General features: G+C 70.0%; 18 protein-coding genes. 5 read left to right on the forward strand and 13 right to left on the reverse strand.

The genetic code is table 11. From position 1 onward, the window contains the following. Positions 1–30: 30 nt before the first annotated feature. The gene (locus ASF57_RS17760) at positions 31–951 is read left to right on the forward strand and encodes a LysR family transcriptional regulator (protein WP_056485513.1); all 921 of its coding nucleotides are present in this window, start codon (positions 31–33) and stop codon (positions 949–951) included. Positions 952–1,067: 116 nt separating this feature from the next. Here the strand turns inward: ASF57_RS17760 and ASF57_RS17765 are convergent, their stop codons facing one another. The 8 genes from ASF57_RS17765 to ASF57_RS17800 all read right to left on the reverse strand — a co-directional run bounded on the left by ASF57_RS17765 (position 1,068) and on the right by ASF57_RS17800 (position 14,067). Next, entirely contained in the window at positions 1,068–3,338 is a 2,271-nt protein-coding gene (locus tag ASF57_RS17765) for an NADP-dependent malic enzyme (protein ID WP_082504103.1), read from the reverse strand. Positions 3,339–3,502: 164 nt separating this feature from the next. Further along, entirely contained in the window at positions 3,503–5,353 is a 1,851-nt protein-coding gene (lpdA, locus tag ASF57_RS17770; RefSeq protein WP_056485516.1) for a dihydrolipoyl dehydrogenase, read from the reverse strand. A 43-nt stretch (positions 5,354–5,396) separates the two neighbouring features. Next, complete coding sequence (gene aceF, locus ASF57_RS17775) at positions 5,397–6,875, reverse strand: dihydrolipoyllysine-residue acetyltransferase (protein ID WP_244477021.1); 1,479 nt, start codon at positions 6,873–6,875, stop codon at positions 5,397–5,399. Then, complete coding sequence (aceE, locus tag ASF57_RS17780) at positions 6,863–9,526, reverse strand: pyruvate dehydrogenase (acetyl-transferring), homodimeric type (protein WP_056485523.1); 2,664 nt, start codon at positions 9,524–9,526, stop codon at positions 6,863–6,865. The genes aceF and aceE overlap by 13 nt, the downstream gene beginning before the upstream one ends. A 432-nt stretch (positions 9,527–9,958) precedes the next feature. Then, on the reverse strand, positions 9,959–10,687 hold the full coding sequence (locus ASF57_RS17785) for an amino acid ABC transporter ATP-binding protein (RefSeq protein WP_056187987.1): 729 nt from the start codon (positions 10,685–10,687) through the stop codon (positions 9,959–9,961). Positions 10,688–10,779: 92 nt separating this feature from the next. Beyond that, positions 10,780–11,472: an ABC transporter permease subunit gene (locus ASF57_RS17790; protein ID WP_056187403.1), complete on the reverse strand. Its 693-nt coding sequence runs from the start codon at positions 11,470–11,472 to the stop codon at positions 10,780–10,782. Positions 11,473–11,513: 41 nt separating this feature from the next. Further along, positions 11,514–12,236, reverse strand: coding sequence for an amino acid ABC transporter permease (locus ASF57_RS17795; RefSeq protein ID WP_056187406.1), 723 nt, complete (start codon positions 12,234–12,236; stop codon positions 11,514–11,516). Between the two features lie 472 nt (positions 12,237–12,708). Continuing rightward, entirely contained in the window at positions 12,709–14,067 is a 1,359-nt protein-coding gene (locus tag ASF57_RS17800) for an MFS transporter (RefSeq protein ID WP_056485526.1), read from the reverse strand. 98 nt (positions 14,068–14,165) lie between these two features. Between ASF57_RS17800 and ASF57_RS17805 the strand changes: the two genes are divergently transcribed. Next, a complete protein-coding gene (locus ASF57_RS17805; RefSeq protein WP_056187412.1) occupies positions 14,166–14,594 on the forward strand; it encodes a MarR family winged helix-turn-helix transcriptional regulator in 429 nt (142 codons plus the stop codon). A gap of 208 nt (positions 14,595–14,802) precedes the next feature. Here the strand turns inward: ASF57_RS17805 and ASF57_RS17810 are convergent, their stop codons facing one another. Next, positions 14,803–15,534 carry a YggS family pyridoxal phosphate-dependent enzyme gene (locus ASF57_RS17810; protein ID WP_056485528.1) on the reverse strand — a complete coding sequence of 244 codons (732 nt, stop codon included), beginning with the start codon at positions 15,532–15,534 and terminating at the stop codon, positions 14,803–14,805. A gap of 306 nt (positions 15,535–15,840) precedes the next feature. Here ASF57_RS17810 and leuS point away from each other — a divergent pair, with 306 nt between their 5' ends. From leuS to holA, 3 genes are all read left to right on the forward strand, one after another. Then, positions 15,841–18,447 (forward strand): leucine--tRNA ligase, encoded by a 2,607-nt coding sequence (gene leuS, locus ASF57_RS17815; protein ID WP_056485531.1) that lies wholly within the window; start codon positions 15,841–15,843, stop codon positions 18,445–18,447. 120 nt (positions 18,448–18,567) lie between these two features. Next, a complete protein-coding gene (gene lptE, locus ASF57_RS17820; protein WP_244476993.1) occupies positions 18,568–19,143 on the forward strand; it encodes an LPS assembly lipoprotein LptE in 576 nt (191 codons plus the stop codon). Positions 19,144–19,156: 13 nt separating this feature from the next. Beyond that, positions 19,157–20,185 carry a DNA polymerase III subunit delta gene (gene holA, locus ASF57_RS17825; RefSeq protein ID WP_056485533.1) on the forward strand — a complete coding sequence of 343 codons (1,029 nt, stop codon included), beginning with the start codon at positions 19,157–19,159 and terminating at the stop codon, positions 20,183–20,185. Between the two features lie 37 nt (positions 20,186–20,222). Here the strand turns inward: holA and ASF57_RS17830 are convergent, their stop codons facing one another. The 4 genes from ASF57_RS17830 to mnmG all read right to left on the reverse strand — a co-directional run bounded on the left by ASF57_RS17830 (position 20,223) and on the right by mnmG (position 24,545). Further along, the gene (locus ASF57_RS17830; RefSeq protein WP_056486133.1) at positions 20,223–21,122 is read right to left on the reverse strand and encodes a ParB/RepB/Spo0J family partition protein; all 900 of its coding nucleotides are present in this window, start codon (positions 21,120–21,122) and stop codon (positions 20,223–20,225) included. 69 nt (positions 21,123–21,191) lie between these two features. Next, the gene (locus tag ASF57_RS17835) at positions 21,192–22,040 is read right to left on the reverse strand and encodes a ParA family protein (RefSeq protein ID WP_056187421.1); all 849 of its coding nucleotides are present in this window, start codon (positions 22,038–22,040) and stop codon (positions 21,192–21,194) included. Further along, positions 22,037–22,672 carry a 16S rRNA (guanine(527)-N(7))-methyltransferase RsmG gene (rsmG, locus tag ASF57_RS17840; protein WP_056486134.1) on the reverse strand — a complete coding sequence of 212 codons (636 nt, stop codon included), beginning with the start codon at positions 22,670–22,672 and terminating at the stop codon, positions 22,037–22,039. Before rsmG ends, ASF57_RS17835 begins: the two co-directional genes overlap by 4 nt. Then, entirely contained in the window at positions 22,665–24,545 is a 1,881-nt protein-coding gene (mnmG, locus tag ASF57_RS17845) for a tRNA uridine-5-carboxymethylaminomethyl(34) synthesis enzyme MnmG (RefSeq protein ID WP_056485536.1), read from the reverse strand. The genes rsmG and mnmG overlap by 8 nt, the downstream gene beginning before the upstream one ends. Positions 24,546–24,553: the final 8 nt, after the last annotated feature.

Raw genomic sequence — 24,553 nt, forward strand, 5'->3', positions numbered from 1 at the left:
CCTGCCATACGAAAATGCATGGATGGTCCTATGGAACACCGAAACGCCGATCCGGACTGGCACCTGTGGCGGGCCTTTCTCGGCGTGGTCCAGGCGGGCAGCCTGTCGGGCGCGGCCCGCGCGCTGAGCCTGACCCAGCCGACCCTGGGCCGGCAGATCGCGGCCCTGGAGCGAAGCCTGGGCCTGACCCTGTTCACCCGATCGAGCGACGGCCTGCGGCCCACCGACCGCGCCCTCGACCTCCTGCCCCAGGCCGAGGCGATGGCGGCGGCCGCAGCCGCGCTGATGCGGCGGGCCTCGGGCGCCCCCGACGCGATGCGGGGCCGCATCCGCCTGACCGCCAGCACCTTCCTGGGCGGGGCCGTGCTGCCGGCCCTGCTGGCAGGCTTCCACGACGCCCATCCGGGGGTCGACCTCGAACTGTCCTTGAGCGACCGGACCGAGGATCTGCTGCGCCGCGATGCCGATCTGGCCGTGCGCAACGTCGCCCCGACGCAGAGCGCCCTCGTGGCCCGGCGCATCGGCACGGCGCCGATCCGGTTCTACGCCCACCGCGCCTACGTCGCCCGGCGCGGCGTCCCGGCCTCGGCGGCGGATCTCGGCCGGCACAGCCTGATCGGGCGCGCGGCCCATGCCGAGCGGGTTCGCCCGACCCTCGGCCACGACCTGACCTTCGCGTTCTCCTGCGCCGACGATCTCGGCCTGCTGGCGGCGCTGCGCGCCGGCTTCGGCATCGGCTACTGCCAGGACGGCATCGGGCGGCGCGACCCGGATCTGGTGCCGGTCCTGCCCGAGATCGTCCTGGCCGAGGTCGGAATCTGGCTCGTCATGCACGAGGACCTGCGCACGACGCGCCGCATCCGCGCCCTGTTCGATCATCTGGCCGGGGGGCTGAAGGCGTATCTGGACGGCCCGGAGCGGGATGTTTCGAGACGGTCGCCGAGGTCCTGATCGAGGCGCCCTCCGCGTGTTCGCCACACCCTTGCCGACGGACCGCGTCCCCCTCCCCTGTGTGGGGAGAGGGAGCGGCGCTGTCCTGCCGAAGACCCCGGCTGCCGGATGCCCGGTCAGCCCGCCACGGCGGCGGAGACCGCCGTCAGGGCCGTCATGTTGACGATGCCCCGTACGGTGGCGGTGGGGGTGAGGATGTGGACCGGCTTTGCCGCGCCGAGCAGGATCGGGCCGACGGAGACGCTCTGGCCGGCCACCACCTTGAGGGCGTTGAAGGTGATGTTGGCCGCCTCCAGGTTCGGCATGACGAGGAGGTTGGCCTCGGCGGTGAGGGCCGAATCCGGCCGCAAGCGACCCAGGATCGTCCGGCTGAGCGCCGTGTCGGCCGACATCTCGCCGTCGATCTCGAGATCCGGCGCCCGGGTGCGGATGAGCGCCAGGGCCTCCCGCATCTTGCGCGACACCGGATCGTCGATGCTGCCGAAATTCGACGCCGCGACCAGGGCGACGCGCGGCGTCTGGCCGAAGCGGCGCATCTCCGCAGCGGCCTGCACCGTCATGTCGGCGATCTCCGCGGCGCTCGGGTCGCGGTGGATGTAGGGATCGCAGATGAACAGCGTGTGCCGGGGCAGTTGCAGCAGGCCCATGGCGGCGAGCCCCTGCGCGCCCGGCTTCAGGCCGATCGCCCCGGCCACCTCCGCGAGGTGGGCCGGATAGGTGCCGGTGGTGCCGCAGAGCAGGCCGTCGACCGCGCCGGCGGCGAGGAGCCGGGCCGCTTGAACGGTGGCGCGGGCCTCAGACGCCGTCTCGGGCGCTGTCTCGGGCGCGGTCTCGGCGACGTGCACGTCGGTGCCGATGCGGATGCGCAGGCCGAGACCGGCGATCTTCCGGGCGATGGTCTCGGCCCGTCCGACCAGGACCGGGGTGGCGAGGCGCTCGTCGACCACCACCTGGGCGGCGCGGAGCACGCGGTCCTCCTCGCCCTCCGCATAGGCGATCCGTTTCAGGCCCGTCTCGGAGGCCGCGGCGAAGACCGGCTGCATCACCGTGCCGGAGGTGTAGACCAGGCGCTCCAGGGAGCGGCGGTAGGACTCGACGTCCTGGAACGGCCGGGTGGCGACGCCGCTGTCGATGGCGGCCTGGGCCACCGCCGGGGCGACGGTGGTGATCAGGCGCGGGTCGAACGGGCGCGGGATCAGGTAGTCGGGCCCGAAGCGCAGCTCGTGGCCGCCATAGGCCGCCGCGACCACATCCGACGGCTCGGCATGGACGAGGTCGGCGATGGCGCGCACGGCGGCGCGCTTCATCGCCTCGTTGATCTCGGTGGCGCCGACGTCGAGGGCGCCCCGGAAGATGAAGGGGAAGCACAGGACGTTGTTGACCTGATTCGGGTAGTCCGAGCGTCCGGTGGCGATGAGGCAATCCGGACGCACCTGCTTGGCCAGCGCCGGCAGGATCTCCGGGTCGGGGTTGGCGAGCGCCAGGATGATCGGCCTGTCGGCCATGCTGGCGACCATCTCGGGCTTGAGCACGCCGCCCTGGGAGACGCCGAGGAAGATGTCGGCATCCTTGACCGCATCGCCGAGGGTGCGTGCCTCGGTCTCGCGGGCATAGGCGCGCTTCTGCGCGTCGAGGGAGGCCATCCGGTCGGTGGAGACCACGCCGCGGGAATCGCAGACGACGATGTTCTCCTTGCTCAGGCCGAGGCCCACCAGGATGTTGAGGCAGGCGATGGCGGCGGCGCCCGCGCCCGAGCAGACGAGGCGGGCCGTCTCGATCGGCTTGCCCACCACCTGGAGGGCGTTGATCAGGGCGGCGGCGGCGACGATGGCGGTGCCGTGCTGGTCGTCGTGGAAGACCGGGATCTTCATGCGCTTGCGCAGCTTCGTCTCGATGACGAAGCATTCGGGGGCCTTGATGTCCTCGAGGTTGATGCCGCCGAAGGTCGGCTCCAGGCGGGCGACGGTCTCGATGAACTTCTCCGGGTCGGTCTCGTCGATCTCGATGTCGAACACGTCGATGCCGGCGAACTTCTTGAACAGGCAGCCCTTGCCCTCCATCACGGGCTTGCCGGCGAGCGCGCCGATATTGCCGAGGCCCAGCACCGCCGTGCCGTTGGTGATGACGGCGACGAGGTTGCCGCGCGAGGTCAGGCTGTAGGCCTCGTCGGGCGCGTGGTGGATGGCCATGCAGGCGGCCGCGACGCCGGGGGAATAGGCGAGCGCGAGATCGCGCTGGGTGCTCATGTCCTTGGTCGGCTGGACCGCGATCTTCCCCGGGGTCGGAAAGCGGTGATAGTCGAGGGCGGCCCGGGTCAGGGCGGCCTCGGTGCCGGCATCGGCGTTGGCGGCGGCGCCCGCGGTGCGCAGGTCGGTGTCCTTGCTCATGGTGTTCGTTCCACAGATCGGTTGCTAAGGGGTCCGCGACGGGGCCGGCGCGTGCCTCGTCCGGGCATCGGCCGGCCGTTCCCGGTCCGCGTGGCCCGGGGTCGGGTCGTCGCCTGGGCGGTCCCCGGAGACGGGGCCGCGCGGTTCGCAGGCGGTCAGCGAGCCTATTTCGGCCCGTCCTTTTTCGGCCCGTCCTTTTTCGGCATGTAGAGGTCGGTGATGGTGCCTTCGAAGGCCTCCGCCGCCAGCCCGATCGTCTCCGACAGGGTCGGGTGCGGGTGGATGGTCAGGCCGATATCCTCGGCATCCGCCCCCAGCTCGATGGCCAGCGCCGCCTCCGCGATGAGGTCGCCGGCCGAGGGGCCGACGATGCCGCAGCCGAGAATGCGGTCGGTCTCGGGATCGAACAGCACCTTGGTCAGGCCCTCCTCGCGCCCGAGCGCCAGCGAACGCCCGGAGGCCGCCCACGGGAAGACGCCCTTGCCGAGCGTGATCCCCTTCGCCCGGGCCTCGTTCTCGGTCAGGCCGACCCAGGCCACCTCGGGGTCGGTATAGGCCACCGAGGGGATGACCTTGGCATCGAAGGCGCTGGGCTTGCCGGCGGCGACTTCCGCCGCGACCTTGCCCTCGTGGGTCGCCTTGTGGGCCAGCATCGGCTGGCCGACCACGTCGCCGATGGCGAAGATGTGGGGCACGTTGGTCCGCATCTGCCGGTCCACCCCGATGAAGCCGCGCGCGTCGACGGCGACCCCCGCCGCCTCGGCGCCGATGCGATGGCCGTTGGGGCGCCGCCCGACCGAGACCAGCACCTTGTCGAAGGTGTCGGTCGCCGGCGCGCTGCCGCCCTCGAACGAGACCTTCAGGCCCTCGGACGTGGCCTCGACGGCGGTGACCTTGGCCTTGAGGTGGATCGCCTCGTATTGTTTCTGGATGCGCTTCATCAGCGGCGTGACCAGGTCCCGGTCGGCGCCGGGGATGATCTGGTCCATCAGCTCGACGATGGTCACCTGGGAGCCGAGGGCGTGATAGACGGTCGCCATCTCCAGCCCGATGATGCCGCCGCCGATCACCAGCAGGCGGGCCGGGACGCCGTCGAGTTCGAGCGCCCCCGTCGAGTCGATGACCCGCGGGTCGTCATGCGGGATGAAGGGCATCTGCACCGGCTCGGAGCCGGCCGCGATGATGGCGTGGTCGAAACCGATCACGCGGGTCCGGCCCTCGTGCTCCACCGCGACCTGATGCGGTGAGACGAAGCGGGCCTCGCCCATCACCACCGTGACCTTGCGCTGCTTGGCGAGGCCCGAGAGGCCCCCGGTGAGGCGCTTGACCACCCCGTCCTTCCAGGCCCGCAGCTTGTCGATGTCGATCTGCGGCGCCGTGAAGCTGATGCCGTGCGCCGCCATGGCGTGACTCTCGTCGATGACCTTGGCGGCGTGCAGCAGGGCCTTCGACGGGATGCAGCCGACATTGAGGCAGACGCCGCCGAGATTCGGCCAGCGCTCGACCAGCACCACCGACTGGCCGAGATCGGCCGCCCGGAAGGCGGCGGTGTAGCCGCCGGGACCCGCGCCGATGACGAGCACCTGGGCCCGCATCTCCTCGCCGGACACGGGGGCCGCGCCCTTCGGAGCCGGAGCGGGCGCCGCCCCGCCGGTCGCGGTGGCCGAGGAGCCGTAGCCGGCCTGACCCTCGCCCGGGGCGTGGCCGCCCGGGGAGGCGGATGCGGCACCGGATGTCGTCGTGTCGGTCACCGTGGGCTTCGGCGTGCCGGTGCCGGCCGCCTCGGCCATCACCAGGATCAGGTCGCCCTGGCTGACGCTGTCGCCGGGCTTGATCCGCACCTCGGCCACCGTGCCGGCCACCGGAGACGGGATGTCCATGGTGGCCTTGTCGGATTCCAGCACGATGATCACGTCGTCGACCGCGATCACGTCGCCGGGGCCGACGCTGACCTCGATCACGGGCACGTTCTGGAAGTCGCCGATATCCGGCAGGTGGACGTCGTTGCTGCTCATCAGGTCACCTCACTCGTTGGGTCGCGCGGGCCGGGCTCCGTCGTCAGACGACGAGGCGGCGGACGTCCTCCAGGACGTGGGCGAGGTGGCGGGCGAAGCGCGCGGCGAGCGCGCCGTCGATGACGCGGTGATCGTAGGAGAGCGAGAGCGGCACGATCAGGCGCGGCTCGAACGCGGTGCCGTTCCAGACCGGGCTCATCTTGGCGCGGGCGACGCCCAGGATCGCGACCTCGGGGGCGTTGACCAGCGGCGTGAAGGACGTGCCGCCGATGCCGCCGAGGCTGGAGATCGAGAAGGTGGCGCCCTGCATGTCGGCCGCCCCGAGCTTGCCGTCGCGGGCTTTCGCCGAAATCGCCCCGAGGTCGCGGCTGATCTCGATGATCCCCTTGCGGTCGGCCTCCTTGATCACCGGCACCACGAGGCCGTCCGGCGTGTCGACCGCCACGCCGATGTTGTAGTAGCGCTTGAGGATCAGCGCGTCCTTCTCGGGGCTGAGCGAGGCGTTGAATTCGGGGTGCTTGCGCAGGGCCGAGACGGCGGCCTTGATCAGGAAGGCCAGCAGGGTGACGCGGTAGCCGTTGTCCTTCAGCGCCTTGCCCGCGTTGTCGAGCTCCTTGCGGTAGGCGTCGGTCTCGGTGATGTCCGACTCGTCCTGGTGGGTGACCAGCGGCACGTTGAGCCAGGACCGGTGCAGGTGCGCGCCGGAGATCTTCTTGATCCGCGACAGCGGCTGGGTCTCGATCGGGCCGAACTTGGAAAAGTCCACCGCCGGGATCTCCGGGATGCCCATGCCGCCGCCGGCAAACGCGGCCGTGCCGGAGGCGCCGGCGGCCGGCGCGGCCGCGCGGGTGAGATGCCCCTTCACGTCCTCCTTGGTGATCCGGCCCTTCTCGCCGGTGCCCTTCACGGCGGTCAGGTCGAGGCCGAGTTCGCGGGCGAGGCGGCGCACGCCGGGGCTGGCATGGACCTGCGAGAAATCGGGGAGGGTGCCGACCGGCGCCGCAGGCGCAGTCGGGGCGCTCGGGCGGGAACTCGAGGCAGAACTCGGGGCTTGCTCCTGCTTGGCCAGGAGCGCGGCGCTGTCGGCGCCGGCCGGGGCCTCGGCGGCCTTGGCTGGGCCGCTGGAGGCCTTGGCGGGGCTGGTGGCCGCCTCGCCCTTGAACACCAGGAGCGGCGAGCCTTCGCTGACCTTGTCGCCCAGCTTGACCAGGATTTTTTCGACGACGCCGGCGCTCGGCGAGGGCACGTCCATGGTCGCCTTGTCGGATTCCAGCGAGACCAGCGGGTCGTCGGGTCCGATCGTGTCGCCCTCCTTCACGTGGATCTCGATGATCGGGATCTCCTTGAAGTCGCCGATATCCGGAATCTGGATCTCGATGCCCATTGCGCATTCTCCCTGGCTTGAGTCGGAGCCTCTCGCGGGCTCCCTCGTCCGGTGATGTGTTCGGTGAAAGGTCGGGGATTCGGGGGCGCCGGCCGCCCGGATCGGGCCGCCGGCGCCGGGCCGGATCAGACGGTCCAGGGTGCCGGCCGGTCCGTATCGATGCCGTACTTGGCGATGGCGTCGGCCACCGTCCGGGCGGGGATCACGCCGTCCTCGGCGAGGCTGTGCAGGGCCGCCACCACGACCCAGTGCCGGTTGACCTCGAAGAAGTCGCGCAGGCGGGCGCGGTAGTCGGAACGGCCGAAGCCGTCCGTCCCGAGCACGCGGTAACGGCCCGGCACCCAGGTGCGGATCTGGTCGGCGAACAGGCGCATGTAATCGGTGGCGGCCACCACCGGGCCGGTGCGCCCGGTCAGGCAGGTCTCCACATGGGAGAGGCGCCGGCCCTCGAGCGGGTGCAGCAGGTTCCAGCGCTCCGCCGCCATGGCGTCGCGACGCAATTCGGTGAAGCTCGGGCAGCTCCAGATGTCGGCGCTGATCCCGAAATCCTGCGCCAGCAGGTCGGCGGCGGCGATGACCTCGCGCAGGATGGTGCCCGAGCCGAGGAGCTGCACGCGCAGACCCTCGGTCGTTTCCTTCGGGCCTTCCTTGAAGAGGTACATGCCCTTGATGATGTCGGCCTCGGCGCCCTCGGGCATGCCGGGGTGCTCGTAGTTCTCGTTCATCACGGTGATGTAGTAGAACACGTCCTCCTGCTCGGCATACATCCGGCGCAGGCCGTCCTGCACGATCACCGCCACTTCGTACGAGAAGGTCGGGTCGTAGGAGACGCAGTTCGGGATGGTCGACGCGATCAGGTGGCTGTGGCCGTCCTCGTGCTGCAGGCCCTCGCCGTTGAGGGTGGTGCGCCCGGCGGTGCCGCCGATGAGGAAGCCGCGCGCCCGCATGTCGCCCGCCGCCCAGGCGAGGTCGCCGACCCGCTGGAAGCCGAACATCGAGTAGTAGACGTAGAACGGAATCGTCGGCGCGTCGGAATGCGAGTAGGAGGTCGCGGCCGCGATCCAGGACGACATCGCGCCCGGCTCGTTGATGCCCTCCTGGAGCATCTGACCGTTCTTGTCCTCCTTGTAATACATGAGCTGGTTCGCATCCTCCGGCCGGTAGAGCTGGCCGACCTGCGAGAAGATGCCGAACTGGCGGAACATGCCCTCCATGCCGAAGGTGCGGCTCTCGTCGGGCACGATCGGCACGATGCGGTGGCCGATGGTCTTGTCGCGCAGCAGCGTGTTGAGGATGCGCACGAAGGCCATGGTGGTGGAGATCTCGCGACCCGCGGTCTCCTTGAGCTGGGCCGAGAAGGCCGAGAGCGGCGGGATTTCGAGAGCCTGCGACTTGCGCCGGCGCGCGGGCAGCGGTCCGCCCAGGGCTTCCCGCCGCGCCATCAGGTAGCGGTGCTCGGGGCTGCCCTCGGGGAACTTGATGAAGGGGATCTCCTTCAGCTGGTCGTCGGTCAGGTCGATCTGGAAGCGGTCGCGGAACTGGCGCAGCACCGCCTCGCCCATCTTCTTCTGCTGATGGGTGATGTTCTGGCCCTCGCCGGACTCGCCCATGCCGTAGCCCTTGACGGTCTTGGCCAGGATGAGGGTCGGCTGGCCCTTGTGCCGGGAGGCGGCGCTGTAGGCGGCGAAGACCTTGCGCGGGTCGTGTCCGCCGCGGGTGAGGCGCCAGATGTCGTCGTCGCTCATGTCGGCCACCAGGGCCGCGGTCTCGGGGTAGCGCCCGAAGAAGTGCTCGCGGATATAGGCGCCGTTCTTCGACTTGAAGTCCTGGTACTCGCCGTCGACGCATTCCTCCATCAGGCGCGCCAGCATACCGGTGCTATCCTTCTGGATCAGGGCGTCCCAGCCCGACCCCCACAGCACCTTGATGACGTTCCAGCCGGCGCCCCGGAAATCGGCCTCCAGCTCCTGGACGATCTTGCCGTTGCCGCGCACCGGCCCGTCGAGGCGCTGGAGGTTGCAGTTGATGACGAAGACGAGGTTGTCGAGTTTTTCGCGCGCCGCGAGCGCGATGGCGCCGAGGCTTTCCGGCTCGTCCATCTCGCCGTCGCCCATGAAGGCCCAGACCTTGCGGCCATCCGTCTGCGCCAGGTTGCGGTGGTGCAGGTAGCGCAGGAAGCGGGCCTGATAGATCGCCATCAGGGGGCCGAGGCCCATGGAGACGGTGGGGAACTGCCAGAAATCCGGCATCAGCCAGGGATGCGGATAGGACGACAGGCCCTTGCCGCCGACCTCCTGGCGGAAGCCGAGGAGCTGGTCCTCGGTGAGGCGCCCCTCCAGGAAGGCGCGGGCATAGATGCCGGGCGAGGAATGGCCCTGCACGTAGATGAGGTCGCCGCCGTGGTGGGCGTCGGCCGCGCGCCAGAAATGCATGAAGCCGGTGTCGTAGAGGGTCGCGGCCGACTGGAAGCTGGCGATGTGCCCGCCGAGTTCCGACGAATCCTTGTTGGCCCGCAGGATGATCGCGATGGCGTTCCAGCGGATGGCCGAGCGGATGCGGTGCTCGATGATCCGGTCGCCGGGATGCGGGTCCTGCTTCTCGGGCAGGATCGTGTTCAGGTAGGCGGTGTTGGCCGAGTAGGGGACCGGAGCGCCCTTCTTGCGGGCCCCGTCGATGACCTGCTCGATCAGGTAATGCGCCCGCTCCGGCCCATCGACGTCGAGGACGCCGTCCAGCGAATCGAGCCATTCCTGCGTCTCGACGGGATCGAGGTCGCGGCTACGCTCCATGGCATCCTCCTGAAGGCTTTTTCTGCGGGCCTTGGGACCCGCTTATGTGGCTGATCCCCGCTGAGCAGCGTTCGTGCCACCTGCAACCAAGCCCGGTTCTCCTTTCGCCGCAATGGCTTCGGGGAATCACCCCGTATTTGGTCTGCGAATTTTGTTACGGGTTTCAGTTTTTTTGTCTGGGTTTCCGGACATGCGGCGGTCTGGTGCGAGGCCCCCCCGCGAGCTGACGCACCCGCCATCGCCGGCCGCACCCCCTCCCCCCGACAGTCCCGATCCCGGCGACCGCCGGGGCGAGGCCGTGGGACGAGGCGAGCGTCGCACGAGAGATTCTGGAGCGAGGGGCTTCTGAACGCGAAAGAGCCGGTTCCGTCGCGACGGAACCGGCTCTCATGAAGGCGCCAGAACGGGTGGACCAGGCTCAATGCACCAGGCTCAGTGCACCAAAATCTTGGACAGGAAGTTCTGCGCCCGCTCGGAGCGGGCGTTGCCGAAGAAGTCGTCCTTGGTGGCGTCCTCGACGATCTCGCCCTTGTCCATGAAGATGACCCGGTTGGCGACCTTGCGGGCGAAGCCCATCTCGTGGGTCACGCACATCATGGTCATGCCTTCGCGGGCGAGCTGGACCATGACGTCGAGCACCTCGCCGACCATCTCGGGGTCGAGGGCCGAAGTCGGTTCGTCGAACAGCATCACCACCGGGTTCATGGCGAGCGCGCGGGCGATGGCCACGCGCTGCTGCTGGCCGCCCGAGAGCTGGCCCGGATACTTCTTGGCATGGGCCGAGAGGCCGACCCGGTCGAGGAGCTTCAGGCCGGTATCCAGGGCGGCGCCCGGATCGCGCTTGAGCACCTTCATCTGGGCCAGGGTCAGGTTCTCGGTGATCGACAGGTGCGGGAACAGCTCGAAATGCTGGAACACCATGCCGACCCGGGCGCGCAGCTTCGGCAGGTTGGTCTTCTTGTCGTGCACGGCGGTGCCGTCGACCACGATCTCACCCTTCTGGAAGGGCTCCAGGGCGTTGACGCACTTGATCAGGGTCGACTTGCCGGAGCCCGAGGGGCCGCACACCACCACGACCTCGCCCTTGTTCACGGCGGTGGTGCAGTCGGTGAGGACCTGGAAGTCGCCGTACCATTTGCTGACGGACTTCATGGTGATCATGGGGCCCGCGGTGCCGGGGGCCTGCGACGTGTTCAGCGGAGTGCGCATGGGAGGAATCCTCAAGGCTCGGGATGCGGCGGGACGCTCGGGCGTCAGCGGATGATGGCGATCTTCTTCTGGAGATGGCGCACCGCCATCGAGGCGATGAAGCAGACCGCGAAGTAGACCACGGCCGCGAACAGATACATTTCCACGAGGCGGCCATCGCGCTGGGCGATCTTCGAGGCCGCGCCGAGGAAGTCGGTGATCGAGAGCACGTAGACCAGCGAGGTGTCCTGGAAGAGCACAATGGTCTGGGTCAGCAGGATCGGGGTCATGTTGCGGAAGACCTGGGGCAGGATCACCGTGCGCATGGCCGAGAAGTAGGTCAGGCCCAGGGCCGAGGCCGCCGCCGCCTGGCCCTTGGGGATCGACTGGATGCCCGCGCGCATGATCTCGGAGAAGTAGGCCGCCTCGAACAGCGTGAAGGTCACCAGCGAGGAGGTGAAGGCGCCCACCGTCATCGGCCGGTCGGCCCCGGTCACCCACTGCCCGAGATAGGGCACCAGGAAGTAGAACCAGAAGATCACCAGCACGAGGGGCAGCGACCGCATCAGGTTGACGTAGCTCTTGGCCACCAGCGGCACCACCGGGATGCTGGAGAGCCGCATCATGGCGATGAGGGTGCCGAGGACGATGCCCCCGAGGGCGGCCAGCGCCGTCAGGGTCAGGGTGAAGCGCATGCCGTCGAAGAACAGGTACGGCAGCGCGGAGGTGATGACGGAGACGTCGAAATTCGCGAGCATCGCGGCGATCCTTGAAGAACGTGGCGGCGGGGGACGGGCCTTCAGCGATGGCCCGGGACGGCGACGCGACGCTCGATCCAGCCGGAGATGAAGATCACCACGACGTTGATGAGCACGTACAGGATGGTGGCGGCGGTGAAGGCCTCGAACACCTGGAACGAGAATTCCTGCATGGCGCGGGCCCGCGCGGTGAGTTCGAGCAGGCCGATGGTCAGCGCCACGGAGGTGTTCTTGAGGTTGTTCAGGAATTCCGAGGTCAGCGGCGGCAGGATCATCCGGTAGGCGCTCGGCAGGAGCACGTAGCGGTAGGTCTGGTACACCGTCAGGCCCATGGCGGTGCCGGCCATCTTCTGCCCGCGCGGCAGGGCCTGGATGCCGGCGCGCACCTGCTCGGCGACGCGGGAGGCGGTGAAGAAGCCCAGGCACACCACGGCGGTGTAGAACGGCGCGTTGGGGAGCTGCTTGACCCAGCTACCCCAGGATTCTGGCAGCACCTCCGGCAGGACGAAGTACCAGAGGAACATCTGCACCAGCAGCGGGATGTTGCGGAACAGCTCGACATAGACCGTGCCGACGGTGTTGGCGGTCTTCGACGGCAGGGTCCGCATCACGCCGACGACCGAGCCGAGGAAGAAGGCGATGACCCAGGCGCAGAGCGCCGTCACCACCGTCCACATCAGGCCCGAGAGCAGCATGTCCGCGTAGGTCCCGGTGCCTTCCGGGGAGGCCTCGAAGAAGATGCCCCAGTTCCAGTTGTAGTTCATCGCGTCGTCGTCCCCTGTGATCGGGCATCCGGGCGAGCGCCCGTGGCGAGAAGGCGGGCGCGCGCCCGTGAATGTGGCGGTGCTGTGTCGGACAGTGCCGAGACCTTGAGCGGAAGGTCCAGGGCCTTGACGGCCATGGCCGGGTCCCACGCTGACATTTCCAGAGATTTGCCGCTTTTCCGGGCAGGTGCAGCTTTACGGCACGCAGGCGCCCACGCTCCGCGCCGAGGGGGCGGAGCGTGGGGCACGGGTCGATTCGGATCGGGTCGGGGGAAAACGGGATTCGGGCGCGGCATCGGTGGCCGGCCCCCAAGCATCATCCGGACCAGAGCGCGGGACTTGGCGCACCCTCGAGAAGCGTGCGCGTTTGATCGCGGGCGTTGCGAGCCCCCTCGCGGGGCTTGGCTCACCCGCGCGGGGCTTGGCTCACCCTCGCGGGGCTTGGCTCACCCTCGCGGGGCGTGCACGCCGCTCAGGCGTGGGCCGGATTGGCCACCGGGGCAGCGTCCCGGGCCGGACGGCCGAGGGTGAGGATCAGCCCGGCGGCGACGAGGCAGAGAGCCCCGGCGGCGAAGAAGGCCGGCAGGTAGCTCGCGAGTTCGGTGCGCGAGAGGCCGGCCCCGTACGCGATGGTCGCCGCCCCGAGCTGGTGCCCGGCGAAGACCCAGCCGAAGACCAGGTTGGCGCGCTCGCGCCCGAACCGCGCCGCCGTCAGCCGGACGGTGGGCGGCACCGTGGCGATCCAGTCGAGGCCGTAGAACACCGCGAACAGCGACAGGCCGACGAAGGAGAAATCCGAGAACGGCAGGAACATCAGCGAGAGGCCGCGCAGGCCGTAGTACCAGAACAGGAGCCAGCGGTTGTCGTAGCGGTCGGAGAGCCAGCCCGAGGCCACGGTGCCGACGAAATCGAACACCCCCATGGCGGCGAGCACGCTGGCGCCCTGCACCGGCCCGATGCCGTAATCGGCGCAGAGCGGGATGAAGTGGGTCTGGATCAGCCCGTTGGTGCTGGCCCCGCAGATGAAGAAGGTGGCGAACAGCACCCAGAACACCCGGGTGGCGGCGGCGTCCCGCAGGGCCGCGACGGCCCCGCCGGCGCTCGGCCCGGGCGGGATCTTGTCCGCCACCGGCGGAATCTTGCCCGCCACCGGCGGGATCTTGTCCATCGCTGGCGGGGTCTCGCCGTAAGGGGCCAACCCCAGATCTTCCGGGCGGTCGCGCATCAGGGCGAGCACGCCGAGGCCGGCCGCCAGGAGGAGCCCGCAGATCACCAGCAGCGCGGCGCGCCAGCCCAGGGCCTCGGTCAGGGCGGCCAGCAGGGGCAGCACCACCAACTGTCCGGTGGCGGAACTCGCGGTGAGCAGCCCGACGACGAGGCCGCGCCGGTGCGAGAACCAGCGGGTCGCCACCGTGGCCCCCAGCACCAGCGCGGTCAGCCCCGTGCCGATGCCAACCACCACGCCCCAGAGCAGGACGAGCTGCCAGACCTGGGTCATCCCCAGGGAGGCCAGCAGCCCGCCGGCGATGAGCAGGAGGGCCAGGAGCACGATCCGGCGCGGGCCGTAGCGGTTCATCAGGGCGGCGGCGAACGGCCCCATCAGGCCGAACAGGACCAGGCGCACGGCCAAAGCCGAGCCGATCGTCGCCGTGTCCCAGCCGAATTCCTTCTGCAGCGGCAGGATCAGCACGCCGGGCGCCCCGACCGCGCCGGCCGTCACCAGCATGGTCAGGAAGGTCACGCCGGCCACCGCCCAGCCATAATGCAGGCCGCGACGGGCCAACCCGGCCGCGACGGCATCGGAGAGGCGGAGGGTGGGATCGGTGGCCATGGCGCGTCGCTCCGAGGCGCCGGCTGCCGGGGCGCTGCGCCTTGCATAGGCGCATATGCACGTATTAGACAAGCGATCCGTGCCCGCCGGAGTGCCCCGTGGACGAGTTCCAGCCTCGCGCCGTGATCTGCCACTGCAACGCGATCCGCCAGGGCGCCCGTCAGGTGACGCAGTTCTACGACCGGCACCTCGCCGCCATGGGCCTGCGCACCTCGCAATATTCCATGCTGATCGGCCTGCGGCGGCTCGGGCCGATCTCGATCAACGGGCTCGCCGACGCGATGGCGATGGACCGGACGACCCTGGGCCGCGCCCTCAAGCCCCTGGAGCGGGACGGCCTCGTGGGCGTCGGCCCGGGTCCGAACGGGCGGACGCGCGCCCTGCACCTCACCGAGGCCGGGCGGCAGCGCCTCGCCGAGGCCGAACCCCTCTGGCGCGTGGCCCAGGCGGATTTTGAGGCCCGCTACGGCGCGTCCGAGGCGGCGGACCTGTGCACCGCCCTGGCGCGGGTGGTCCAGATTCTGTGATGCGGGTTCCGCAGCATGAGGGTCGCTCAACCCCCCACCTCCAACGCCTCCCCGCAGGAGGGAGGAGGGCTGCGTCACAGGTCCGAAAACCTGGATGCAGGAATCCAACGGCCTGTCGAAGGAAGCGTAGCGGGCTCGACGTCTCGGCACGATCAGCACGTGAGGCGGAGGGCCCGAGCGTCGCTCCCCCGTTGCGCGCCCCCTCGCCTCACCCCTTGCGCGGGCGAGCGCCGAAGATCGCGGTGCCGACGCGGACATGGGTGGCGCCCATCTGGATCGCGGCCGGGTAATCCGCGCTCATGCCCATCGAGAGGATCGGCAGGTTGTGACGCGCGGCGATGCGGGCCAGCAGCGCGAAATGGGCGGAGGGCGGGGCCTCGGCCGGAGGGATGCACATCAGGCCCTGGATCGCCAGGCCGTGGGTCTCGCGGCATTCGGAGAGCAGAGTGTCGACGGCGGCGGGCGAGACGCCGCCCTTCTGAGGCTCGTCGCCGGTATTGACCTGGATCAGCAGCTTCGGCGTCCGCCCGGTCCGTGCGATCTCCTTGGCGAGCGAAGCGGCCAGGGACAGCCGGTCGAGGCCGTGGATCACGTCGAACAGCTCCACCGCCTCGCGGGCCTTGTTCGATTGCAGCGGCCCGACGAGGTGGAGTTCGACATCCGGGTAGCGCTCGCGCAACGCCGGCCACTTGGCCTTCGATTCCTGCACGTAGTTCTCGCCGAACAGGCGCTGCCCGGCCTCCAGGGCGGGCAGGATGCCCTCCGCCGGGATCGTCTTCGACACCGCCACCAGGGCGACCGAGGCCGGATCGCGCTCGGCATCCTCCGCCGCCTGGGCGATCTGGTGGCGCACCGCCGCGAGCCCGGCCACCACGTCGGCGGCGCTCGGGGGAGAGGGGCTGTCGCCAGCGAGAGGGGCGTCGGGAGCGGCGTCGGCCATGGTGCCTCGGAAATGCGTCGGGGGAACGGGTCCGGCGGGGACTGTCTGCCAGGGGGACTATCATTCCGAACGCAGGCCGCAAGACGGAAGCTCCCATCCGGGACGCTTCACGCAGGCCGCAAGACGGAAGCTCCCATCCGGGAGGCTTCACGCAGGCCGCAAGACGGAAGCTCCCATCCGGGAGGCTTCCGCGCAGGCTCGTGTTGACCCCTCCCCTCCCCGTGGTAGTCCGACCGTCAAACCTCCCGGCGGCCCCGCGACGATGCGCGGGCGGCCCCTCGCTTCCCGAACCCCGGCGCCCGGCCCATGACGACCACCCCCGCGACCACCCCGACGCCCGAGCGCTACAACGCCAAGGAGACCGAGCCGCATTGGCAGCAGGCCTGGACCGAGGCCGGCATCTACGCCACGAAGAACGACGACGACCGGCCGAAATACTACGTGCTGGAGATGTTCCCCTATCCGTCGGGGCGCATCCACATGGGCCACGTGCGCAACTACGCCATGGGCGACGTGGTGGCGCGCTACAAGCGGGCGCGCGGCTTCAACGTGCTGCACCCGATGGGCTGGGACGCGTTCGGCCTGCCGGCCGAGAACGCCGCCATGGAGCGCAAGGTCAACCCGCGCGACTGGACCTACGCCAACATCGCGACGATGCGGGGCCAGCTCCAGAGCATGGGCCTGTCGCTCGACTGGAGCCGGGAGATCGCCACCTGCGATCCCGATTACTACAAGCATCAGCAGCGCATGTTCCTCGACTTCCTCGACAAGGGGCTGGTGACGCGCCGCACGGCGAAAGTGAACTGGGACCCGGTGGACCACACCGTGCTGGCCAATGAGCAGGTCATCGACGGGCGCGGCTGGCGCTCCGGCGCCCTGGTCGAGCAGCGCGAGCTGACCCAGTGGTTCTTCAAGATCACCGACTTCGCCCAGGACCTGTACGACGCCCTCGACGGCCTGGAGCGCTGGCCCGAGAAGGTGCGGGTGATGCAGAAGAACTGGATCGGCCGCTCGGAAGGGTTGGAGGTCCGCTTCGCCCTTGCGGCGCCACCCGCGCATGGGGCGCCGGAGATCACGGTCTACACCACGCGGCCCGACACCCTGTTCGGCGCGAAGTTCCTGGCCATCGCCGCCGATCACCCGATCGCCGCGGCCCTGGCTCCGGCCCATCCGGCGCTCCAGAGCTTCATCGAGGAATGCCGCCGCACCGGCACGGCCCAGGCGGCGATCGATACGGCGGAGAAGCTCGGCTACGACACCGGGCTCACGGTGCGCCACCCCCTCGATCCGTCCTGGCTGCTGCCGGTCTACGTCGCGAACTTCGTGCTGATGGAGTACGGCACCGGCGCCGTGTTCGGCTGCCCGGCCCATGACCAGCGCGATCTCGACTTCGCCAACAAGTATGGCCTCGGCAACACCCCCGTGGTCTGCCCGGAGGACCAGGCGGCGGCCACGTTCGTGGTGACCGACACCGCCTATGACGGCGACGGGCGGATGATCAACTCGCGCTTCCTCGACGACATGACCACCGACGAGGCCTTCCACGCCGTGGCCAACCGGCTGGAGGCCGAGATCCTGGACGGCGCCCCGGTGGCGCAGCGCAAGGTGCAGTTCCGCCTGCGCGACTGGGGCGTCTCGCGCCAGCGCTACTGGGGCTGCCCGATCCCGATCATCCATTGCGACACCTGCGGCCCCGTCCCGGTGCCGGTGGCCGACCTGCCGGTGAAGCTTCCCGACGAGGTCTCCTTCGACGTGCCCGGCAATCCGCTGGAGCGCGACCACGCCTGGCGCACCGTCCCCTGCCCCACCTGCGGCAAGCCGGCCCGGCGCGAGACCGACACCATGGACACCTTCGTGGATTCGTCCTGGTACTATGCCCGCTTCACCGCGCCCTGGCTCCAGGACGCGCCGACCGACCGCAAGGCGGTCGACCAGTGGCTCGCGGTCGACCAGTATATCGGCGGCATCGAGCACGCGATCCTGCACCTGCTCTACGCCCGCTTCTTCATGCGGGCGATGAAGGCCACCGGCTGGTCCGGCGTCTCCGAGCCGTTCGACGGCCTGTTCACGCAAGGCATGGTGGTCCACGAGACCTACAAGGATGCGGCCGGGGCCTGGGTGCCGCCCGCCGACATCCGGATCTCGGGCGAGACCGGCGCCCGCGAGGCGTTTCACGTGAAAACGGCGGAGCCGATCACCATCGGCGCCATCGAGAAGATGTCGAAATCGAAGAAGAACGTGGTCGACCCGGACGACATCATCGCCAGCTACGGCGCCGACACCGCGCGCTGGTTCATGCTCTCCGATTCGCCCCCCGAGCGCGACGTGATCTGGACCGAGGATGGGGTCCAGGGCGCCGCCCGCTTCGTCCAGCGCGTCTGGCGTCTGGTCTCTCTCGCGGCCGCCGGGGACGCCGCATCGGGCTCCCACGACGCCGCCCTGCGCAAGGCCGCCCACAAGGCCCTGGCCGCCGTGGAGGAGGACGTCGAGCGCCTGCGCTTCAATCGCTGCGTCGCCCACATCTACACCCTGGCCAATGCCCTCGACGAGGCGCTGCGGGGCGGTGTCTCGGGCCCCGTCGCGGGCGAAGCCGCCGGCATCCTGACGCAGCTCATCGCCCCGATGATGCCGCACCTCGCCGAGGCCTGCTGGCAGGCGCTCGGGCGTGACGGGATGGTGGCGCAGGCGGCTTGGCCGGAGGTCGAGCGCAGCCTGCTGGTCGAGGACACGGTCACCCTGCCGGTGCAGATCAACGGCAAGAAGCGGGCCGACGTCACCGTCCCGCGCGCCGCCGACGTGGCGGCCGTCGAGGCCCTCGTCCTGGCCGACGAGGCCGTGCAGAAGGCCCTCGAGGGGCGTGCCCCGAAGAAGGTCATCGTGGTGCCGGGCCGGATCGTGAACCTCGTGGTCTGACACGGTCGCCGACCATGATCCTGCCGGATAGGAAACGTAAAGCTTGCAGCGAATAGGCTGTCGTCGGACCCCGGTTCGCCGTACAGACGGACGGGACGAGACAGCGGGACGACGGCAGGCATGATGCGCTTGGCAAACGGCACTGGGGCGGTTCGGACGCGGGCGACCGGCACGATCGGGCGTGCCGCGCGGGTCGTGGCCGTCGCCGCCCTGGCGCTCAACCTGTCGGCCTGCTTTCGCCCGCTCTACGGCCCCACGGCCTCGGGCGAACCGATGTCGGCCCTGCTCGCCTCCGTTCAGGTCGACGACGTCGCCATGGCCCAGGGCCAGGAGCGCCTGGGCCATTACCTGCGCAGCGAGCTGATCTTCGATCTCGACGGGTCGGGCCAGACCGCGCCGAAGCGCTACCGCCTGAAGATGCAGGGCAGCGAATCGGTACAGACCCCGATCGTCTCGTCGCTGACCGGGCGCGCCGAGGCCGGCACCATCGTGGGCACCGTGAAATACGCCCTGGAAGATCTCAGCGGCACCAAGATCATCAGCGAGGGCGTGGCGACGTCGACGGCGACCTACGACCGCTCGATTCAGCGCTTCGCCAGCCTGCGCGCCGCCCGCGACGCCGAGATCCGACTGGCCAAGGTGCTGGCCGAGCAGATCAAGACCCGCATCGCCTCCGTGCTGGTGACGAAGCCCTGAGCGGGACGCGCGCGTGACCGCCGTCAAGGCCGGCGACGTCGATGGCCTGATCCGGCGCGGGCCCGATCCGCGTATCGCGGTGCTGCTCGTCTACGGCCCCGATACCGGTCTCGTCTTCACCCGCGCCAAGACCCTGGCCGAAGCCTTCGTCAGCGATCCGGGCGACCCCTTCGCCATGGTCAAGATCGACGGCGACGTGCTGGCGCAGGACCCCGGCCGCCTCCTCGACGAGGCCGGCACGGTCGGGCTGTTCGGCGGCACCCGCACGATCTGGGTCCGGGCCGGCAGCCGCAACTACGCCCCGGCCGTGGACGCCGCCCTGAAGGCGGAGATCCACAACGCCCGGATCGTGGTCGAGGGCGGCGATCTCGGCAAGTCCGCTCCCCTCCGGACGCTCTGCGAAAAGTCGCCGAAGGCCCTCGCCCTGCCCTGCTACCCGGATGACGAGCGGGCGCTCGGCGACCTGATCGACCGGACGCTGCAGGATCAGGGCCTGCGCATCGCACGCGACGCCCGGGACATCCTCGCCACCAGCCTCGGAGGCGACCGGGGCGCCAGCCTGTCGGAAATCGAGAAGCTGGCGCTCTACGCCCGCGGGCAGAGCCAGGTGAGCCTGGACGATGTCGAGGCGGTGGTCAGCGACGTCGCCGGCAGCGTGCTCAACACCCTGATCGACGCGGCTTTCGCCGGCCGTACCGGAGAGGTCGAGCGCGACTATCGCCGCTTCCGCCACGAGGGCATGGACCCGTCGGTGATGCTAGGCTCGGCCCTCCGCCATGCCCTGACCCTGCTGGCGACGCGCCTCGCCGGAGAGGGTTCGAGCGCCAGCCAGATGGTGGCGAACTGGCGCGGCCTGCATTTCCGGCGGAAAGCCCTGGTGGAGACGCAGCTCGCGCGCTGGTCGCCCCCTGCCCTGCGGCACGCGATCCAGCTGTTGCAGGACTCGGTCCTGGCCTGCCGCCGGGCTGCCCCGGAGCTGGCCCACGCCCACGCGTCGAGCACGCTCCTGCGCATCGCCGGCGAGGCGGCTCGGCGCCGCTGACCGGGCGGCCCCGGCGCGGGGCCTCAGGGGCGTGGCCTCAGGCTTCGGGCAGCGTCACCCGGAAGCGCCGGCACAGACCGTCGAGTTCGTCGGCGGTCTCGTAGCGGATGCGGATCTCACCGGCGCCGGCGACCTTCGACTTCACCGCCACGCTGACGCCGAGCGCCCGCGCCATCGCCTGTTCGAGGGTGCGGATCTCCGCATCCTTGCCGGCGGCACGACGGGGCCGGCCGGGGCGGGGGCCGTCGCCCTCGGGCACCTCGGCGGAGGCCAGGGCCTCGACCTCGCGGACCGACAAGCCCTCCTCCACGATCCGCCGCGCCACGCCCTCGGGGTCGCGCACCGCCAGCAGGGCACGGGCATGGCCGGCGGTGATCTCGCCGGCGACGACCCGGTCCTGGATCGACGGCGACAATTGCAGCAGCCGCAGGGTGTTGGCGAGATGGCTGCGGCTCTTGCCGAGGATCTCGGCCAATTCGCTCTGGCTGTACTGGAACTCGCTCATCAGCCGCTCGTAGCCGGCCGCCTCCTCAATGGCATTGAGGTCGGTGCGCTGGACGTTCTCCAGGATGGCGAATTCGAGCGAGGTCCGGTCGTCGATCTCGACGGTGACCACCGGCACGTCGTGGAGGCCGGCCCGCTGCGCGGCGCGCCAGCGGCGCTCGCCCGCCACGATCTCGTAGGTGTCGGGCACGCCCGCCAGCGCCCGGACCACGATCGGCTGAATGATGCCCCGCACCTTGATCGAGGCGGCCAGCTCTTCGAGATCCGACTCGTGGAAGCGGCGGCGCGGGTTACGTGGGTTCGGGCGCAGGAACTCCACCGCGACCTTGCGTTGCGCCTGGGATTTGCTCGCCTCGGCGTTGTCGTCGCCGAAATCCCCGATCAAGGCCGCGAGGCCGCGCCCGAGCCGGGGCCGCACCACATCATCCGCCATCGCCACCTGCTTCAACTCCGAACGCACTGGGTCATGTCATGGGGTGAGGGCAGGGCACCCCCACCCGTCTCAGGCCGCGACGGGCAGGCGCCCCTCGCGTTGGATGATCTCGGAGGCGAGCCGCAGATAAGCCTGCGAGCCCGCGCATTTGAGATCGTAGAGCAGCACCGGCTTGCCGTGCGAGGGCGCCTCGGACACGCGCACGTTGCGGGGGATCATGGTCTCGTAGACCTTCTCGCCCATGAAGCTGCGCACATCGGCCACCACCTGCGCCGACAGGTTGTTGCGGGGATCGAACATGGTCAGGACGATGCCCTGGATGGTGAGGCGCGGATTGAGCGCGCCCCGCACCTGCTCCACCGTGCGCAGCAGCTGGCTCAGGCCTTCGAGGGCGAAGAACTCGCACTGGAGCGGCACCAGCACGGCGTCCGAGGCCGCCAGGGCGTTGATGGTGAGGAGGTTCAGCGAGGGCGGGCAATCGATCAGCACGTAGGTGATGCCGGCCGTGCTGCCGGTCTCGCCGATGCCCTTGAGGACATTGCGGAGCCGGTGGGCGCGGTCGGGCGCGCTGGCCATCTCCAGCTCCAGGCCGAGCAGATCCATGGTCGAGGGCGCCACCATCAGGCGCGGTACCGCCGTGGGGATGCAGGCCTGGGCCAGGGACGCCTCGCCCGCGAGCACGTGGTAGGTCGAGACCTTGCGTTGGCGCCGGTCGATGCCGAGCCCCGTCGAGGCGTTGCCCTGGGGATCGAGATCGATCACCAGCACACTCTCGCCGATGGCCGCCAGGGCGGTGCCGAGATTGATCGCCGTCGTGGTCTTGCCGACGCCGCCCTTCTGGTTGGCCAGGGCCAGGATGCGCAGCGGCCGATCCGGATGGGCTCCGGCCGTCGGTACGGGAGTCGGATCGCTTGTCATGAATCCACGCGAGATAGGGTCGTGACGCGGACGATCCGCGCTTCCGACTCGGTTCGGCTCGGCACGAGATCGTAAACGAATCTCCACCGTTGCGCGGCCTCGGTCAATTCCGACTGGACGTCACGTCCTTTCGGAAACAGGCCGACCGTGCCGGTTGTCAACAGGGGCTCGGCCCAGGCGAGAAGCTGGGTGAGGGGGGCGACCGCCCGGGCACACACCACGGCGACGCCCTGATGGGCCGCGATAGCCTGCTCGATGCGGGCGTTGTGAACCCGGGCCGGCGCCCCGGTGAGGCGGGCCGTCTCGGTGAGGAAGGCGCATTTCCGCGCGTTGCTCTCGATCAGGTCGACCCGGAAATCCGGGCGCTCGTGTCCGGCGATGGCCAGGACCAGACCGGGCAGGCCGGCCCCTGCCCCGAGATCGAGCCAGGTCGCGGCGTCCGGTGCAAGGTCCAGGAGTTGCAGCCCATCGGCGATGTGGCGACTCCAAACCTCGGACAGGGTACCGGGTCCGACGAGATTTTTGATGGTCTGCCAGCGCCGCAACTGCTCGACATAGATGTCGAGGCGCCGCGCTGTTTCACGTGAAACAAGCGCCTCGGCCAGGACCCAGTCGCGGTCGCGCTCAATCATGGGCCGCGACACCCCGACCGGCCCGGCGCGCATGAGCGGCCAGCAGGGTCAGCGCCGCCGGCGTCACCCCCTCGATTCGGGCCGCCTGCCCCAGCGTCCCGGGCCGCACCGCTTCGAGCTTCAACCGCATCTCGTTCGAGAGCCCGGCGATGCCGGAATAATCCAGGCGCACCGGCAAGGCGACGGCCTCGTCCCGGCGGAACGCGGTGATGTCGGCCTGCTGCCGGTCGAGGTAGACCGCATAGGTCGCATCGGTGCAGAGGCGGTCGGCCACCCGTGCCGGCACGGCCTGCAATTCGGGCCAGACGGCGCCGAGGCGGTCCCAGTCGATCCCCGGATAGGACAGGAGTTGGAAAGCGCTCCGGCGAATCCCGTCCTGCTTCAGGGCGATCCCGACGGCTTGCGCCTGGTTCGGGGTCAGGCTCAGGGCATCGAGCTGCGCCCGCGCGGCGTCGAGCGCCGTCTGCGAGGCCGCGAAATGTTCGGCCCTGTGGCGACCGACGCAGCCCAGGGCGGCCCCCCTCGGGGTCAGCCGCTCGTCGGCATTGTCGATGCGCAGCGAGAGGCGATACTCGGAGCGCGAGGTGAACATGCGATACGGCTCGCTCACCCCGTGGGTGACGAGATCGTCGATCATCACGCCGAGATAGGATTCGGCCCGGTCGAAGATCGCCGGGGCCGAGCCGCCGACGAGGCGTGCGGCATTGATGCCGGCGACGAGCCCCTGCCCCGCCGCCTCCTCGTAGCCGGTGGTGCCGTTGATCTGTCCGGCGAGGAACAGGCCGGGCAGGCGCTTGGCCTGCAGGGTGGCATCGAGTTCGCGCGGATCGACGTAGTCGTACTCGATGGCGTAGCCCGGTCGCAGGATCGTGGCGCGCTCAAGACCCGGGATCAGCGCGATGACATCGCGCTGGACGCTCTCGGGCAGGGCCGTGGAGATGCCGTTGGGATAGACGGTCGGATCGTCCAGGCCCTCCGGTTCGAGGAAGATCTGGTGTCCCTCGCGGTCGCCGAAGCGCACGACCTTGTCCTCGATCGAGGGGCAGTAGCGCGGCCCCCGGCTGGCGATGCCGCCGGAATACATCGGCGAGCGATGCAGGTTGGCCCGGATGAGATCATGCACCGCCTGCGTGGTGCGGGTGATGCCGCATTCGATCTGCGGCGTGGTGATCCGGTCGGTGAGGGTCGAGAATGGAACCGGATCGTCGTCCGCCGCCTGCATCTCCAGGCGCGACCAGGCGATGGTGCGGCCGTCGAGGCGGGCCGGCGTCCCGGTCTTGAGGCGTCCCAAGGCGAAGCCGGCGCGATCGAGCGTCAGGGCCAGACCCACCGAGGGCGCCTCGCCGACACGACCGGCCGGGATCTGGGTTTCGCCGATATGGATCAAGCCGCGCAGGAAGGTGCCGGTGGTGAGCACCACGGCGCCGCAGGGGAGGGCGCGGCCGTCGTTCAACAGGACCGCCGCGACACGTCCCTGCGTGATGGTGAGGTCGGCGACCTCCGCCTCGATCACCGTCAGGTTCGTGGTCTCGGCGATGGCGGCCTGCATGGCGCGGGCGTAGAGCTTGCGGTCGGCCTGGGTGCGGGGGCCGCGCACGGCCGGTCCCTTACGCCGGTTGAGCAGGCGAAACTGGATGCCGGCCGCATCGGCGACGCGGCCCATCAGGCCGTCGAGGGCGTCGACTTCGCGAACCAGATGGCCCTTGCCGAGGCCGCCAATGGCCGGATTGCAGGACATGGCGCCGATGGTGGCGGCCTGATGGGTCACGAGGGCCGTACGCGCGCCGATCCGGGCCGCGGCGGCCGCAGCCTCGACGCCGGCATGGCCCCCGCCGACGACGATCACGTCGTAGGAATCAGGTGTGTGGTGCATGGGATCGA

It is taken from the genome of Methylobacterium sp. Leaf117, assembly GCF_001422985.1.
In the GTDB taxonomy this organism is placed as follows: Bacteria; Pseudomonadota; Alphaproteobacteria; order Rhizobiales; family Beijerinckiaceae; genus Methylobacterium.

What these genes read in the sequence shown, in the direction of transcription:
- ASF57_RS17830 (WP_056486133.1), bottom strand. Translation starts at nt 21,122, where the DNA reads ATGGCGGATGATGTGGTGCGGCCCCGGCTCGGGCGCGGCCTCGCGGCC.
- ASF57_RS17810 (WP_056485528.1), bottom strand. Translation starts at nt 15,534, where the DNA reads ATGGCCGACGCCGCTCCCGACGCCCCTCTCGCTGGCGACAGCCCCTCT.
- leuS (WP_056485531.1), top strand. Translation starts at nt 15,841, where the DNA reads ATGACGACCACCCCCGCGACCACCCCGACGCCCGAGCGCTACAACGCC.
- ASF57_RS17785 (WP_056187987.1), bottom strand. Translation starts at nt 10,687, where the DNA reads ATGATCACCATGAAGTCCGTCAGCAAATGGTACGGCGACTTCCAGGTC.
- ASF57_RS17790 (WP_056187403.1), bottom strand. Translation starts at nt 11,472, where the DNA reads ATGCTCGCGAATTTCGACGTCTCCGTCATCACCTCCGCGCTGCCGTAC.
- rsmG (WP_056486134.1), bottom strand. Translation starts at nt 22,672, where the DNA reads ATGATTGAGCGCGACCGCGACTGGGTCCTGGCCGAGGCGCTTGTTTCA.
- ASF57_RS17795 (WP_056187406.1), bottom strand. Translation starts at nt 12,236, where the DNA reads ATGAACTACAACTGGAACTGGGGCATCTTCTTCGAGGCCTCCCCGGAA.
- mnmG (WP_056485536.1), bottom strand. Translation starts at nt 24,545, where the DNA reads ATGCACCACACACCTGATTCCTACGACGTGATCGTCGTCGGCGGGGGC.
- ASF57_RS17760 (WP_056485513.1), top strand. Translation starts at nt 31, where the DNA reads ATGGAACACCGAAACGCCGATCCGGACTGGCACCTGTGGCGGGCCTTT.
- lpdA (WP_056485516.1), bottom strand. Translation starts at nt 5,353, where the DNA reads ATGAGCAGCAACGACGTCCACCTGCCGGATATCGGCGACTTCCAGAAC.
- lptE (WP_244476993.1), top strand. Translation starts at nt 18,568, where the DNA reads ATGATGCGCTTGGCAAACGGCACTGGGGCGGTTCGGACGCGGGCGACC.
- aceE (WP_056485523.1), bottom strand. Translation starts at nt 9,526, where the DNA reads ATGGAGCGTAGCCGCGACCTCGATCCCGTCGAGACGCAGGAATGGCTC.
- ASF57_RS17765 (WP_082504103.1), bottom strand. Translation starts at nt 3,338, where the DNA reads ATGAGCAAGGACACCGACCTGCGCACCGCGGGCGCCGCCGCCAACGCC.
- ASF57_RS17835 (WP_056187421.1), bottom strand. Translation starts at nt 22,040, where the DNA reads ATGACAAGCGATCCGACTCCCGTACCGACGGCCGGAGCCCATCCGGAT.
- ASF57_RS17800 (WP_056485526.1), bottom strand. Translation starts at nt 14,067, where the DNA reads ATGGCCACCGATCCCACCCTCCGCCTCTCCGATGCCGTCGCGGCCGGG.